Annotated in this window: 15 protein-coding genes and 1 pseudogene; all 16 read right to left on the bottom strand. The window is 70.8% G+C overall.

Annotation, left to right across the window (positions count from 1 at the left end; translation table 11 throughout):
* Positions 1 to 268: 268 nt before the first annotated feature.
* Positions 269 to 1,435 carry a DNA-processing protein DprA gene (gene dprA / locus ACXKR8_RS33905; RefSeq protein WP_458275152.1) on the bottom strand — a complete coding sequence of 389 codons (1,167 nt, stop codon included), beginning with the start codon at positions 1,433 to 1,435 and terminating at the stop codon, positions 269 to 271.
* A 130-nt stretch (positions 1,436 to 1,565) separates the two neighbouring features.
* The gene (locus ACXKR8_RS33900; RefSeq protein ID WP_458268381.1) at positions 1,566 to 3,170 is read right to left on the bottom strand and encodes a YifB family Mg chelatase-like AAA ATPase; all 1,605 of its coding nucleotides are present in this window, start codon (positions 3,168 to 3,170) and stop codon (positions 1,566 to 1,568) included.
* 1 nt (position 3,171) lies between these two features.
* Complete coding sequence (locus tag ACXKR8_RS33895) at positions 3,172 to 3,444, bottom strand: YraN family protein (protein ID WP_458275151.1); 273 nt, start codon at positions 3,442 to 3,444, stop codon at positions 3,172 to 3,174.
* Positions 3,441 to 4,850, bottom strand: coding sequence for a hypothetical protein (locus ACXKR8_RS33890; protein ID WP_462099946.1), 1,410 nt, complete (start codon positions 4,848 to 4,850; stop codon positions 3,441 to 3,443). Before ACXKR8_RS33890 ends, ACXKR8_RS33895 begins: the two co-directional genes overlap by 4 nt.
* 884 nt (positions 4,851 to 5,734) lie before the next feature.
* Positions 5,735 to 6,061 carry a helix-turn-helix domain-containing protein gene (locus tag ACXKR8_RS33885; protein WP_458268379.1) on the bottom strand — a complete coding sequence of 109 codons (327 nt, stop codon included), beginning with the start codon at positions 6,059 to 6,061 and terminating at the stop codon, positions 5,735 to 5,737.
* On the bottom strand, positions 6,058 to 7,086 hold the full coding sequence (locus ACXKR8_RS33880; protein WP_458275150.1) for a tyrosine-type recombinase/integrase: 1,029 nt from the start codon (positions 7,084 to 7,086) through the stop codon (positions 6,058 to 6,060). The genes ACXKR8_RS33885 and ACXKR8_RS33880 overlap by 4 nt, the downstream gene beginning before the upstream one ends.
* A 251-nt stretch (positions 7,087 to 7,337) precedes the next feature.
* Positions 7,338 to 7,472 (bottom strand): annotated as a pseudogene (locus tag ACXKR8_RS33875) (YraN family protein); the annotation flags it as partial.
* A 191-nt stretch (positions 7,473 to 7,663) separates the two neighbouring features.
* Complete coding sequence (locus ACXKR8_RS33870) at positions 7,664 to 7,990, bottom strand: DUF2469 domain-containing protein (RefSeq protein WP_458268378.1); 327 nt, start codon at positions 7,988 to 7,990, stop codon at positions 7,664 to 7,666.
* A gap of 13 nt (positions 7,991 to 8,003) precedes the next feature.
* A complete protein-coding gene (locus ACXKR8_RS33865; protein WP_458268377.1) occupies positions 8,004 to 8,522 on the bottom strand; it encodes an NUDIX hydrolase in 519 nt (172 codons plus the stop codon).
* A gap of 16 nt (positions 8,523 to 8,538) precedes the next feature.
* Positions 8,539 to 9,315 (bottom strand): signal peptidase I, encoded by a 777-nt coding sequence (lepB, locus tag ACXKR8_RS33860; RefSeq protein WP_458268376.1) that lies wholly within the window; start codon positions 9,313 to 9,315, stop codon positions 8,539 to 8,541.
* Between the two features lie 158 nt (positions 9,316 to 9,473).
* Positions 9,474 to 10,502, bottom strand: coding sequence for a signal peptidase I (lepB, locus tag ACXKR8_RS33855; RefSeq protein ID WP_458275149.1), 1,029 nt, complete (start codon positions 10,500 to 10,502; stop codon positions 9,474 to 9,476).
* Positions 10,503 to 10,532: 30 nt separating this feature from the next.
* The gene (lepB, locus tag ACXKR8_RS33850) at positions 10,533 to 11,477 is read right to left on the bottom strand and encodes a signal peptidase I (protein ID WP_458268375.1); all 945 of its coding nucleotides are present in this window, start codon (positions 11,475 to 11,477) and stop codon (positions 10,533 to 10,535) included.
* On the bottom strand, positions 11,461 to 12,201 hold the full coding sequence (gene lepB, locus ACXKR8_RS33845) for a signal peptidase I (RefSeq protein WP_458268374.1): 741 nt from the start codon (positions 12,199 to 12,201) through the stop codon (positions 11,461 to 11,463). The genes lepB (ACXKR8_RS33850) and lepB (ACXKR8_RS33845) overlap by 17 nt, the downstream gene beginning before the upstream one ends.
* Before the next feature lie 37 nt (positions 12,202 to 12,238).
* Entirely contained in the window at positions 12,239 to 12,589 is a 351-nt protein-coding gene (rplS, locus tag ACXKR8_RS33840; RefSeq protein WP_123500320.1) for a 50S ribosomal protein L19, read from the bottom strand.
* Between the two features lie 161 nt (positions 12,590 to 12,750).
* A complete protein-coding gene (gene trmD / locus ACXKR8_RS33835) occupies positions 12,751 to 13,575 on the bottom strand; it encodes a tRNA (guanosine(37)-N1)-methyltransferase TrmD (RefSeq protein ID WP_458268373.1) in 825 nt (274 codons plus the stop codon).
* 11 nt (positions 13,576 to 13,586) lie between these two features.
* Positions 13,587 to 14,192: a ribosome maturation factor RimM gene (gene rimM / locus ACXKR8_RS33830; protein ID WP_458268372.1), complete on the bottom strand. Its 606-nt coding sequence runs from the start codon at positions 14,190 to 14,192 to the stop codon at positions 13,587 to 13,589.
* Positions 14,193 to 14,223: the final 31 nt, after the last annotated feature.

Here is a 14,223-nt window from a genome sequence, read left to right as displayed (position 1 = left end):
GCCGGGGATGTACTGGGCTTCGCCCTGGGTTGCCACCCGCCGGGCGCGCGCCGGTCGGGGGCGCTCGCCGGCGGCGCGGGGCTCTTCCCCGGGGAAGCTGGAGTACATGGGCATTCGTCGTCTAGTGCCGTTCTGCTGATCCACCGGCCGCGTTCGGCCGAGCGGTTGTGAGCGTAGCGTGACCGAGTGCTCTCCGAGAGCTATGCACAACGGGCGCTCGCTCGATCAGGTGGGTCGCGGTTGGGTCGCGGTGACGGCGTGGGAACGTTCAGACGAGCCTCCAGTGCGAGCCGCAGCGTTCCACCAGGCCCAGCGAGCCGAGCTCGTAGAGGCGTTGCAGCACAGCGTCCGGCGGCAGACCGGACTCCCGGACCAGGCCGGTCAGCGGGGCGCCGAGCGGGCGTGCCGGCAGCGCCTCCAGCACCTGCAGCGCATCGCCGTGCAGGGCGTCGCGAGGAAGCATCGGCCCTCGGCGCGTCGGGGCCAGATCCGCGCCGATCCCGCCGACCAGCTCGATGATCTCGGCGGCATCGGTGACCAGAGCCGCTCCGGAGCGCAGCAACGCGTGGACCCCGGTCGAGAGTTCGCTGGTGACCGGCCCAGGCACCCCCATCACCAGCCGGTTCAGGTCCCTGGCCCGGCGCGCCGTGCTCAACGCGCCGCTGCGGCGGGCGGCTTCGACCACGACGGTGCCCCTGGTGAGCGCGGCGATGACCCGGTTGCGGAGCAGGAACCTGGGCCTGGTGGGGTGGGCGCCCAACGGGAGTTCGCTGATCAGCAGCCCCTGTTCGGCGATCCGTCCGAGCAGGGTGGTGTGGCCGCGCGGATAGACCTCGTCGACGCCGCAGGCGAGCACCCCCATGGTGACCCCGGTGGCGGAGAGCGCGCCGCGGTGCGCGGCGGCGTCGATGCCATAGGCCCCGCCGGACACCACCACCCAGGCGGCGTCGGCGAGTTCGGCGCTCAACTCGGCGGCGACACGGGCGCCGTAGGCAGTGCACGCCCTGGCCCCGACCATGGCGACGGATCGCAGCGCCAGCAGCCGCAGCGAGGCGTCGCCGCGGACCCAGAGGGCGGTCGGCCGGGTCGGGCCGAGGTCGTCCAGCTGGGTCGGCCAGTCCTGGTCGCCGGGGCAGACCAGCCGGGTGCCGAGCTGCCCGGCCCGCTCCAGGTCGGCCGCCGGGTCCGCCGCCGCGGCGCGGGCGCGGTAGCCCTCGGCCCTACGGTGCAGCTGCTCCGGGAGGTCGCGGCCGCGGGCCAGCCGCTCGGCGGTCTCCACCGCCCCGTGGCGCTGGAGCAGCACCCCGGCGCCCTCGTCGCCGGGCTCGACGATCCGGCAGAGCAGGGCTCTGGCGAGGCGCTCGGCGTCCGGAAGGGTTCGGGCCTCCGACAGGAGATGGGCCTCCGACAGCGGCTGGGTCGGGGGTTGGGTCAGCAAGGAAACCTGCCTCGGGACGGGGGGTGACGAGGGTTGACGTGGGTGACGCGGGTCGACCGGAGGTGACGCGGGTCGACCGGAGGTGCCGGGGGTCGACCAAGGCGACGAGGGTCGACCGGGGTGGCGCTCAGCGGCCCGGGGCCGGCACCCCGCGCTGGAAGCCGGTGCGGAGGGTGAGCGCGGTGCGGACCTCGTCGCGGCCGGGGCGGTCGATCCCGGCGAGGTCGGCGGTGGTCCAGGCGACGCGCAGCACCCGGTCCAGGCCCCGGGCGGTGAGGAACCCGCGCTCCATGTCCCGTTCGGCGTCCTGGAGCGCCCCTGGGGCGAGCCGCCACCTGGTCCGCAGCTCATGGCCGGGGACCTCGCCGTTGGTGCGCCAGGGCGTGTCCCTGAGCCGGGCCGCGGCCCGTTCCCTGGCGGCCAGGACCCGGGCGGCGACGACCGCGGTGCTCTCGGCGACGGCGTCCCGGTCCATGAGTTCCAGCCGGGTGACGGCGTCCACCTCGACCCGGAGGTCGACCCGGTCGAGCAGCGGCCCGGAGAGCCGGTTCTGGTAGCGGCTGACCGTGGCCGCCGAGCAGTCGCAGCCCTCGCCGCGCCGGGACCAGCGGCCGCAGGGGCAGGGGTTGGCCGCGAGCAGCAGCAGGAATCTGGCGGGCAGCCGCAGCGACCCCGCCGAGCGGGCCACCACCACCTCGCCCGACTCCAGCGGCTGCCGCAGCGCGTCCAGCACCCGGACCGGGAACTCCGGGGCCTCGTCCAGGAACAGCACGCCGCGGTGGGCCAGCGAGACCGCGCCGGGGCGCGGCAGGCCGCTGCCGCCGCCGACGATGGCCGGCATCGTGGTGGAGTGGTGCGGGGCGCAGTAGGGGGCCGCCCGGAGCAGCGGGCGCCCGGCCGGGAGCAGCCCGGCGATCGAGTGCACGGCGGTGACCTCCAGCGCCTCCTGCTCGGTGAGCGGCGGCAGGATGCCGGGGAAGCGTTCGGCCAGCATGGTTTTTCCTGCTCCTGGCGGCCCCTTGAGGAACAGGTGGTGCCCGCCGGCGGCGGCGATCTCCAGGGCGTGCCGGGCCTGGTCCTGCCCGGCGACGTCGGACAGGTCGCGAAGGTCGGCCTCGTCGGCGCGGCTGCGCACGCCCAGGCCGGGCAGTGAGAGCCCCGCCAGGGCGTTGTCGGGCAGGCCGCGGGTCTCGGGGCCCGGTTCGTCCTCGGGCAGCGGCTGACCGGTCAGCAGGGCGATCAGCTGACGGAGCGTCTGCACGCCGTGCACGGTGACGCCGGGCACCAGCGCCGCCTCGGCGGCGGTCTGCCGGGGGACGACGACCTGGTCGTATCCGGCGTCGGCGGCGGCCAGGACCGCGGGCAGCACCCCGCGCACCGGGCGGACCCGGCCGTCCAGACCCAGCTCGCCGATCAGCAGCAGTTTCGCGATGGCCGCCGGATCCAGCCGCTCGGCGGCGGCGAGCACCGCGCAGGCGATGGCGAGGTCGAACCCGCTGCCGCTCTTGGGCACCGAGGCGGGCGAGAGGCCCACCGTGAGCTTGCGCTGGGGCCACTTCTCGCCGGAGTTGACCACGGCCGCCCTGACCCGGTCCCTGGCCTCGCTGAGGGCCTTGTCGGGCAGACCGACGATGGTGAAGGCGGCGACGCCCGGCTCCAGGTCGGCCTGGACCTCGACCACCACGCCGTCGACCCCGAGCAGGGCCACCGAGCCGGTGTGGGCGAAGGCCACCTCAGCCCACCGCCCCGGGGAGGTGCTCGACCCGGGCCGCGCCGCGCGGCCGGTGCACCACGCTGACCAGGTCGATCCGGACCCCGCCGGGCGGTGGCGGGGCCTGCCAGCGCTCGCTGAGCCAGCGTTCGGCGAGCAGCGCCAGCCGAGCGGCCTTGACGCTGTCGACGGCCTCGGCCGGGCTCTGGAAGCCGTGCTCGGTGCGGGTCTTGACCTCGCAGACGGCGAGGGTGTCGCCGACTGGGGAAGAGGCAGTGTTCTGACCCTGCGCTATTCAGCGTCCTGGCAGGCAGCGAGGTAGTCAGCCCAGCTGTCGTTGGCGTACTGGGCCCAGGCGTGGGCGGTGCTGGGGTGGAGGCCAAAGAGGTCGCTGATCACGATGGGCGGAAGGTCGGTCGCTGCTTCGATCATGGCCGTGTTGCGGGCGGCGATGACCGGCAGCCCATGCTGCCTCATCTGCTTTTGGAGGCCTGCCGCGTTTCGGGGGCGACTGGGAGGCTTTCCTGGTAGCAGGAAACCGCTTCTGGCCGAGGGCGTCTGCAGGGTCGATGTGCGACTTGGCCGGGCGATCTGCTGTTCGACGAGACGGGCCAGCTTGGGCGGCAACAGGACGGGGTGACGGTCGAAGGTGAGGTAGGCACCGGTGTCGTCGCGGTGGAACTTGTCAGTGGTGAGTTCGACGATCCGGGTGACGGGGAGTGCGTAGAGGCGAACGAGGGCGCCCGAGACGCGCAGTTCAAGCGGGATGGCGTCGTCGTTGAGGCAGCGGCGGAGCTGTTCGTGGTGCTCGTCGCTGCTGTGGAACTGCGCGGCGAGGGTGTGCTTCCGTGTCGGAATATTGATCTTGCTGGTCAGTCGGCGGCGGGAGGTCCAACGGATGAACGAGCCGAATCCACGAAACCGGGTGGGATGCTCGACGATCCACAGGTCCACGTGGGATTGGGTGAGTGTGCCCAGGTTGAGGTCCTGTGTATCGAGCCAGTTCAGGAACTCGATAGCGACTCGGATGTCGACGCGGTCGGCAGTGGCGGCTCCGGCTGTGTAGCGGCCGCGAGCCGCTCGCCGGCGTGCGTCGCGGACCACGCTCCATTCGGCGAAGGGGCGGATGATGACGAGCTGGTGCCGTGGGAGTGCAGCGAGCACGCTGTCGAGCCACAGTTCCAGGCGAGCAAGGTTCTCCTGACGGGTTGGAAGGATCTTTGCGGCCACCAGGACTTCACGGATGTAGCGCGTGCTGGGGTCCTGGGGCAGTCCGTCCAGTAGCTCGTGGGTGATTTCGGCCCGCTGGGCCGCCAGGTCGATCAGCAACCTGGCGGAGGGGCTCCGGCGGAGCCAACCCAGCACCGATTTCGGCTTCACGGCCGCGATGAGCCTCTCTGCCAGTGGGCTGAGCTGGTGCGGGATCGCCCCGTCCTCGTGGCCGAGGAGGTCATGGACACGGTCGCTGAGGACGCATCGCGCGCAGTTGCCGTCCTTGTAGATGTCCCCGGGGAAAGCACAGCGGCGGCAGGCGAAGTCGAGGGTGTCCTCGCCGGAGCACGGCCCGCAGAGGTCTCCGCCCGCCGGCGCGCGGCCGACCAGGACGCGGGTGGTGCCGCAGGCTGAGCACGGCATCGGATTGCTCCTGCGGCGCTCGTAGCAGGAATTGCAGACGGTGCCGATCGGCCATACGACCTGCACTTGCCGGGATTTCCCGCAGTCGTCGCATCGCCTGACGGATTTGGGCTGGCAGGAGTTGCAGTGGAAGGCTTTTCCACCCACGCGGTGCCCGTGTCGAAGGCGACCGCAGACGCTGCATTCGCCGAGCCGGCCGCGATAGCAGCCGACGCAGGTGTCCGGACGGCTGTCGTCCGCACGGGCCCAGATCTGGCGGACCTCCCCGCAGATGCCGCAGAGCCGCGGCGGCGACTGGTAGCACGATGCGCACAGAGGGCCATCCTCGCTGTGCTGGTGTGCCTTTCCGTGGTTTCCGCAGCGGACGCACTGGTACTGGGGCCCGGGAGCGCAGGGACCACACAGGAAGCTGCCGTCCTCGCGCCGGTTGGCGGGAGCGCGCTGCCGCCCGCAGCTGGCGCATTCCTTCAGGAAGAGGGCGTCTTTGCGGTAGCAGCGGCGGCAGATCGGGCCCTCATCTCGGTGGGTGACTATGTGGCCGTCCTGTTGACAGCGCGCGCATCGGCGAAGTTCGGTGCGCTGGACGCACCAGTCGCAGCACCGGCCCTGTGCACTGATGCGGCCGAGAGGCCGGCCGGTGCTGCCGCAGCTCGCGCACCCGAGCTGGGTGACCGCCTCCCCGTGGCCGGCCGCGTCGAGTTGCTGCAGCAGGCGGACCAGGGAGGCCGGGCAGTGCGGGGACGGGACGGTCAGGGCGTCGGGGTGCTGAGCGATGTGCTCGTCGAGCTCGCATGCCCTGGCCGGGGCCCAGGCCTTGGCCAGTTGAAGGATGGACTCAGCGCGTTCCGGAGTCATCGCCGGGCCTATCGCCGACTGGAGATGCGCTGCCAGGCGGCGTCTGGTCTCGGCGACCTCACGGCGGCGGGCTTCCCGGCGATGGTCCTCAGCTCTCACGGCTGCCCGGGGCGCCGGACGACGGTGCGCCGGGGAGTGATCGTTGTGGGGCCCGTCTCACCGCCTGCGGTCTTGCGGAGTTGGGCGTTGACGACCTCGGGTTTGATCAGGTCGTTCGGAGTGCAGCCCAGGATGTCGCACAGGGCAACGAGGGTGTCCATGCTCATCCGCTGCGGAGGCTGGGTGACGAGCCGGTAGACCTGCTCTCGCGACAGGACTACGCCGCGTTCGGCGAGCAGTGGCACCAGATCCGAGGTCTGGAACATCTGGTGCTCGGCCATGAGCTGCCGGAGCTGCCACTGGTAGCCCATTTTCTTGATCATGCCGTCTCGTCCCAGTCCTCGCCCAGCCGGTTCCTCATGGAAGCTTCCAACAGAGTGTTGCGGTACTCGTTCGAGACCCCCATATAAACGGCGGTAGTGGCCGCATGGGAATGTCCTACTTGCTCCTGGACAAACCGGGCAGGATATCCAAATTCGGTCAAATGTGTTATATAACTGTGCCGGAGGCAGTGCAGGTCCAGGTCCTCGTCGAGGCCGGCATCTTCACGTGCGGCGACGAACGCCTCGTTGATCGACCTCGGGGACAGTCGCCCGCCCCGCTCGGTCACCCAGAGCGCCGGATGCCGCCCAGGGGAGAAGTGCGGGCGTATCTCGGTCTGCCACTCCACGAGAACGTCGACAACCCAGTCCATCTCCGGGACTGTCAGCACCGTGCGGCGCTTGGGCGGAGAACCCTTGGACGCCTTGCCGTAGCGCACCATGAGGCTGCCGCAGTTGCCGAATTGCGGCGCCTTGCGGCTCCGCCGAAGATCTACAAGGTCCAGGCGGGACGACTCGGTGCGGCGCGTCCCGTATGCGTAGACGCTCTTGAGCACCGCGGCATCCCGCAGGGCGCACAGGGCGCCCTTGCGTCCCTGCTCGCGGATCTTGCCGACGCGGGCGTCGGCGGCGTCGAACAGCGCCTGGATCTCGTCGTAGGTCAACGGTCGACGCCGCGGGTCGCCCTCGTACTCCACCGTATGCAGAACCGAGTTGCCCTCATGGAAGACCTCTTGGGGCACCTCGCCGAAGCGCTCCTCGCACGTCCCCAGCCAGCTGTAGCGGCCGTCCAAGAGATACTCCAGGAACAGGCCGATCGTTACCTCGTAGGTCCGCGCGGTCGACATCTGGATCGGCTTGGTGCCGCTTCGCAGATGGGCGATGAACGCCTCGCCCTCAGCTGGCGTCCACTGCCAGGGGTACTGGCCGGTGAACTCCATGAAGCGCTCGATCACACGCACTCTCGGGGCGATGGTCGTCGCTCTCAAGAACCGTGCCGACTGCTGCCTCGCCCAGCCCTCCTTCATCGCCTCGAAGACCGCTGGCGCGGGGTCGAGATGGACGACGTTACGGGCGAGGACGAGATGCGCCGAACCAGGTGCTTGAGTGCTCACAGCCCTGTTGTATCAGATGCATCAATGTTGAATTAACATGCTAAGGTGCTGGTCACAGGGAAGATCCATCTATCGCCGACAGCGCTGGACGCCCCCTTCGACCAGGAAGAACAGCACCTTCGTCACCGTGCGCAATGTTGCATTAGATGCAATTCATCCTGTCTGTCCATGGCGACGATGTCGAGCTCGCCCTCGCGGCAGCGCCAGTTGCGGTCCAGGACGGTGAGTCCGGCTGCGCTGAGATGGCGGGCTGCGGCGTTCTCGCCGTAGCGGCCGAGGGCCTGTGTGCGTGCGGTCATCGCGATCACCTCCGCCCGGCAATCTGCCGGGTTCGGGGGCGTCGGGCCAGCGGCTCGGTGCACGCTGTGGACAGCTCGGGGGGTGTGCAAAACTCCGCCGCCCGGAGGAGTGATCCGGGCGGCGGAGTGTTGACGGGCTTCCCGTCGGACTTCCCGTAGGGCTTCCAGCCGGACGAGCGGCCGACCCCCGATCAGGGACCGAAGCCGACCTCGTCGGCGGGGAGTTCCAGGTCGCTCTTGGCAAGCTCCTCCACATTGACGTCCTTGAAGGTCAGCACCCTGACCTTGCGGACGAAGCGAGCCGGTCGGTACATGTCCCAGACCCAGGCGTCAGCCATGGACACCTCAAAGAACACCTCGCCCTGGACCGAGTGCACCTGCAGCTCATAGTCATTGGTGAGGTAGAAGCGGCGCTCGGTCTCGATCACGAACTTGAACAGCCCGACGACGTCGCGGTACTCCCGGTAGAGCTTGAGCTCCATCTCGGTCTCGTACTTTTCGAGGTCCTCGGCACTCATCCCCACGTTCCCCTCAGCTGTGCGTACGTTCGTCCATTGTGGACCACTGGGTGGGGCTCGGAAGCCGTACCGGAGGGTCCGGCGCTCCCCCGTCGAGCAGGGCGGCCAGCAGCGACCCCAGGCCCTCCGGGTAGACGGTCTCTGCGGTGGCGGCCAGCTGCGCCGGCGACCACCACCGCAGCTCGTCCACGGTGCGCAGTTCCAGCTCAGTCTGGCCGGACGGGTCGAGCTCGGTGGTCCGGGTCCTGGCCAGGTAGTACCACTCGTCCTGGTCGAAGTCCCGGCCGTCGAAGCTGAAGGCGCTGGAGCGGCGGGCCACCAGCGGACCCAGCTCGACGTCCCTGATCCCGGTCTCCTCGGCGACCTCGCGCAGGGCGGCCTCGACCAGTTCCTCGCCCGGTTCCACTCCCCCGCCGGGGGTGAACCACCAGTCGCGTCCGGGCACCAGCGGGTCGAATCCGTGCAGCAGCAGGATCCGATCGGCCGGGTCCAGCAGCAGGACCCGTGCGGCCCTGCGGCGCGGCACCGTCATCCGCACTCCCTCACAGTCAGGACCTGCGGCGTTTCCGCATCCATCCCCCGACCGTACCCGCCGCCGCGGTCAGCAACACCAGGGCCGCGCCAGCGATGATCGCGTAGGTCAGGGCGGCCAGCGGGCCGTGGGCGGTGGCGCGGGGGCCGGGGAGCGCGTCGAAGGCGCTGGTGCGGTCGATGGTTCCGGCGTCGCCGAGCGGCCAGGCCTTGCCCTCGACCCTGGCGATGACCCCGGAGACCGGGATCGTCCCGTCGAAGGAGTCCAGGTGCACCCGGGAGTCGAGCGAGACGTCGCGGTTGTCGCCCATCAGGAACAGCCGGCCGGCCGGGACGGTGGAGCTGAAGCGGGTGGCGTCGCCGATGGTCGGGCCGGTGCCGCCGATCGTCAGGCCGGTGGCGGAGGACGCCGAGCCGGCCGACGCCGGGGCGGTGCCGGCCGGCTCCAGGTAGGGCTCGGTGACCGGAGTGCCGTCGACCGTGGTCCTGCCCTTGCTGTCGCAGCAGGCGACGGTGTCACCGGCGACCCCGATCACCCGCTTGACCTCGGCCGAGGTGCCCCAGACCGGGTCCTTGAAGATGATGACGTCGCCGCGTCCGACCTGGGTGCCCTTGACCGGGTGCGCCAGCAGCACGTCCCCGGGCTGCACGGTCGGCACCATCGAGTCGGTCGGCACCGTGTACGGCCGGTACTGGAACGCCAGCAGGACGAACCCGCCGATCAGCCCGATCAGCCCGATCGTGATGCCCGCTCCCTGCAGGATCCCGCCCAGCCGCAGTCGCCGTACCGACATGTCGCCTCTTCCCGTCGGTCTTGCTCGGACGTTGAACCTGGGCAGACCGAAGGCCGCAGGACGTCCCAGCAGATTACTGGTCGGTACTGCGGCCTTCGCAAGGGCCTGCGGGTCAAGATTCCGGCTCAGGACTCGGTCGGCTCAGGACTCCGCTCGGCTCAGGACTCCGCTCGGGAGTCGCGGCGCAGCCGGCGCAGCCGCCCCCTGCGGTAGAGCCAGGTCAGCGGGACGGCGCCGATCAGCCCGGCCACCCCGGGCTCATTGACCAGGGCAGCGGCGATCGGGCCGCCGGCCTGGGTGGTGATGCCCGGCTGGGTGAAGGTGTCCGGGATCGGCAGGGTGGACGCGTGCGAGAACGGCCAGGCCACCACGATCGCCCGACCGATCACGTCGCTGTCGGGCACCGAGCCGCCACCGGGCTCGTCCATGTGGTAGCGGGAGTCCAGCGAGTCGTTGCGGTGGTCGCCCATCACCCAGATCGAGTTGGCGGGGACCTTGAAGGGGCCGAAGGGCTTGTCGCCGCAGGGCGTCGCACCGGGGTAGATGTACGGCTCGGTCAGCGCCTTGCCGTTGACGTAGACCGGTCCGGTGCCGTTGCAGCTGACGGTGTCTCCGCCGACCGCGATGACCCGCTTGATCAGGTCCTTCTCATTGGCGGACGGCATCAGGCCGATCCAGCTGAGCACGTCCTGCAGGCCCCGGATCACCGAGTTGCTGCTGGGCGCCGCACTGGGCTCGTCCGACAGCCAGTTGCCGGGGTCGTGGAAGACGACGACCTGGCCGCGCGAGGGCTTGTCGCCGAAGTGCGGGGTGAGCTTGTCCACCAGCACCCGGTCGCCGATCTGCAGGGTGTTCTCCATCGATCCGGACGGGATCGAGAAGGCCTGCACCAGGAAGGTCTTGATCAGCAGGGCCAGGACCAGCGCGACCACGATCAGGATCGGCAGCTCCTTCCAGAAGGAGCGCGGCTTCTTCTGCTTTCCCGCCTTCAGCGGGCCGGCTCCGCCGGGGGGCTCCTGGTCCAGCAGATCGTCCACGTCGTCCCCGTGGGGGTCCGCCGCCGATCGTGCGTTCCGGTCACTGCCTGCGTCTCCGCGCCCGGTGTCGTCCACGGACTCCACGGTACGGTCCGCCGAGTCCTCGGGCTCACCGACACCCGAGTTGGGCCCGATCACCAGATCCCCCACTTCGTCTCCCTCTGTCGCCATGCGGACGGTTCACGTCCGCTCAGATCTTCGCGTGCGCCGACGTCCCAGAAGGCGGGACACAGTCGCAGCCAAACCCATAACGAGCGGAAGTTCCCCTGGAAGCGGTCCCAGGGCTGCTGCGGACGATACTTGACGAAGACTTTGACCTGACGGCGGGGCGGCACCGGTCCCGGCCGCGGCGGCCGGGGTGGACTGCGACGGCAGGGTGCTCCAGTGCGACACCGGCCAGATGACCGCCACCGCCCGGCCGACCACGTCCTTCTCCGGGACGAACCCGCCGGTCGCGTCGCCCATGTGGTAGCGCGAGTCGGCCGAGACGTCGCGGTGGTCGCCCATCACCCAGAGCTTCCCCGGCGGCACGGTGACGTTGAAGGGGATCCGGGACGGCGGATTGCCCGCGAAGACGTACGGCTCGTCCAGGGGCTTGCCGTTGAGCAGCAGCCGTCCCTTGCTGTCGCAGCAGGCGACGGTGTCGCCGGGCACCCCGATCACCCGCTTGATCAGGTCCCGGTCCGAGGGCAGCAGGCCGACGAAGGTGAAGGCGCTCTTGATCGCTCCGAGCACCGGGCCGCTGGTCGGCACCGGATCGCCCTTGAGCCAGTCGTCGGGGTCGTTGAAGACCACCACGTCCCCGCGCTGCGGCTTGGAGCCGAACCAGGGCGAGAGCTTGTTCACCACCACTCGGTCGCCGATCGCGATGGTGGTCTGCATCGAGCCCGAGGGGATGGAGAACACCTGGACCAGGAAGGTCTGCAGCATCAGCGTGATCGCCAGGGCGACCACGATGATCAGTGGTATCTCGCGCAGCGGCGAGCGCTTGCGGCGGCGGTCCGCGCGCTTGGCGGCACGGCGGCGGTCCGCGCGACCGCGGTCGGACCGGCCGCCGCCCTCGGCGCTGTCGGTGCCGGCGGCGGTCTCGGGGGCGGCGTGCCTGGGCTTACCCCTGCTGCCCACGGCCGGCGCCCTTCCGCAGCTCCGACGCCAGCAGCGCGAACGCCTGCGGGCGGTCCAACGAGCGCCAGTGACCGAGCGGGTAGACCACCCAGTCGACCCGCCCGGTCACTTTGTCGACCGGGACGAAGCCGCCACCGGGGTCGCCCAGGTGGTCGCGGGAGTCACGGGAGTCGGAGCGGTGGTCGCCCAGGACGAACAGGCGGCCTGCCGGGACCTTGATCGAGAAGGGCACGGTCGAGGGGGCGTCACCGGGATACAGATACCCGCTCTCGTCCAGCGGCACACCGTCGACGCTCAACCGCCCCTGGGGGTCGCAGCAGACCACGGTGTCCCCGCCGACGCCGATCACCCGCTTCACGAAGTCGTTCCCCGAGCCGTCCCGTTGGCCGGTCCCGCCCTGCTCCGTCCCGCTCTGGTCGAGGAAGGAGCCCCGCCCGTCGAAGACCACCACATCACCGCGCTGCGGACCGCTGCCGAATCGATACGCCAGTTTGTCGACAACGACCCGGTCACCGATCCGCAGGGCGCCCTGCATGGATCCGCTCGGGATGCCGAAGGGCTGGGCCACAAAGGCGTTCACCAGGACCAGCACCAGCACGCACACCCCGCCCAGCACGACGGTGTCACGCACCAGTCGGGGGACAGCAGAGGACCGCGGCTCCGCCTCCCGACCGTCAGGGTCGGTGGCGGAGTCGCGGTCCTCGGGCGCCTGCTGTGTATCCATCGCCGCAGCAGCTTAAGTCACCGCTGCGGGAATGGGGTCAGCGGTCGCGCTTCTCCTTGATCTTGGCGGCCTTGCCGCGCAGCTCACGGAGGTAGTACAGCTTGGCGCGACGGACGGCGCCGCGGGTGACGACCTCGATCTTCTCGACGATCGGGGTGTGCACCGGGAAGGTGCGCTCCACGCCGACGTTGAAGCTGACCTTGCGGACCGTGAAGGTCTCGCGCAGGCCGTCGCCCTGGCGACGGATGACGACGCCCTTGAACTGCTGGACACGGGAGCGGTTGCCCTCGATGACGCGGACGTGCACGTTGACGGTGTCACCGGCGCGGAACGCGGGGATGTCGGAACGCAGCGAAGCCGCGTCGACGGCACTGAGCAGGTTGCTCATGATTGTCTCCATCGCAGGCGCCACGGGCCACCCACGGAATGTTGTCTGAAAGGGGTGCGCTGTGTGCCGCTCGGTTGGCGATGTCTCCCCCGTGGCAGGGGCACCGGGCCCACCCGCCCCACCGCGAGGTGGAAAGGGGGCCGAGGACAGGCAGCAAGTAGCTATTCTTCCACATCAACCGCTGCGGACCGAAATCGTCCGTCGGCCTCGTCCCAGGAGAGGCCCAACTCCCCCAGCGCGCGCAGGTCGTGCTTGTCCATCGCGCCCCGCTCCCAGCGCTCCACCAGGTCCGGACGCATGGCGAGGGTACGGGCGAAGGCCTGCTCGCGGCGCCAGCGGGCGATCTTCCCGTGGTTGCCGCTGAGCAGGACCTCGGGCACGGTACGGCCGCGCCACTCGGCCGGCTTGGTGTAGACCGGGCCCTCCAGCAGGTCGGTCATCCGGCCCGGCGCGAAGGAGTCGTCCTGGTGCGACTCGGCGTTGCCGAGCACCCCCGGCAGCAGCCGGGCCACCGCCTCCACGATCACCAGCACCGCGACCTCGCCGCCGGCCAGCACGTAGTCGCCGATGGAGACCTCGACCACCGGCATCCGCTCGGCCGCGGCCTCGATCACCCGCCGGTCGATGCCCTCGTAGCGGGCCGGGGCGAAGGCCAGCCAGGGGCGTCCGGCCAACTCCTGGGCCAGCTCCTGGGTGAACGGGCGGCCGCTGGGGGTGGGCACCACCAGCGTCGGCACCGCGCCGTCCGCCGGACCCGCGGAGTCGACCACGCCGTCCAGGGCGGCGGCCCAGGGCTCGGGCTTCATCACCATGCCGGGGCCGCCCCCGTACGGGGAGTCGTCCACGGTGCGGTGCACATCGCTGGTGTGCTCGCGCAGTCCGTGCAGCCGGACGTCCAGCTGGCCCCTGGCGCGGGCCTTGCCGACCAGGGAGACGTTCAGCGGCTCCAGGTACTCGGGGAAGATCGTGACGACGTCGATGCGCACGGCGGGCGCCCCTACGCGGACGCGTCGTCGTCGGCGGCGCTGTCGTCAGCGACAGCACTGTCGTCAGCGGCGGCGCTGTCGTCGGCCGAGGCCACGATCGCCGCGGCGGGGTCCAGCAGACCCGGCGGCGGGGTGAGCACCGCGCGCCGCTGCTTGAGGTCGACCTCGGGGACGATCTCGGTGACGAAGGGCACCAGCACCTCGGAGCCGTCCGGGCGGGTGACCGTCAGCAGGTCCTGCGCCGGGAGGTGGGCGATCGAGGTCAGTTCGCCGACCTCGGTGCCGTCGGCGAGGACCACGGCCAGGCCGAGCAGCTGGTGGTCGTAGTACTCCGCCGGGTCCTCGGGCGTCTGCTCCGGGTCGACCTCGGCGATCAGCAGGGTGCCGCGCAGGCCCTCGGCGCGGGTGCGGTCGGCGACGCCCTTGAAGCTCAGCAGCAGCCGGCCGCTGTGCCAGCGCGCGTCGGCGACGGTCAGCTGCGGGCCGGCCGTGGCCGGGTCGGTGGTCAGCACGGCGCCGGGGGCGAGCCGGGTCTCCGGCTCGTCGGTGCGCACCTCCACCGTTACCTGGCCCCTGATGCCGTGGGCACGGCCGATCCTGGCCACGACGAGCTGCACGGTGATCGCTCTCCTAGGGAAGTCTGTGACG

Source organism: Streptacidiphilus sp. PAMC 29251 (assembly GCF_054208735.2).
The sequence above is the reverse complement of the archived record's forward strand: the minus strand, read 5'-3'. Positions and strand labels throughout refer to the sequence as shown.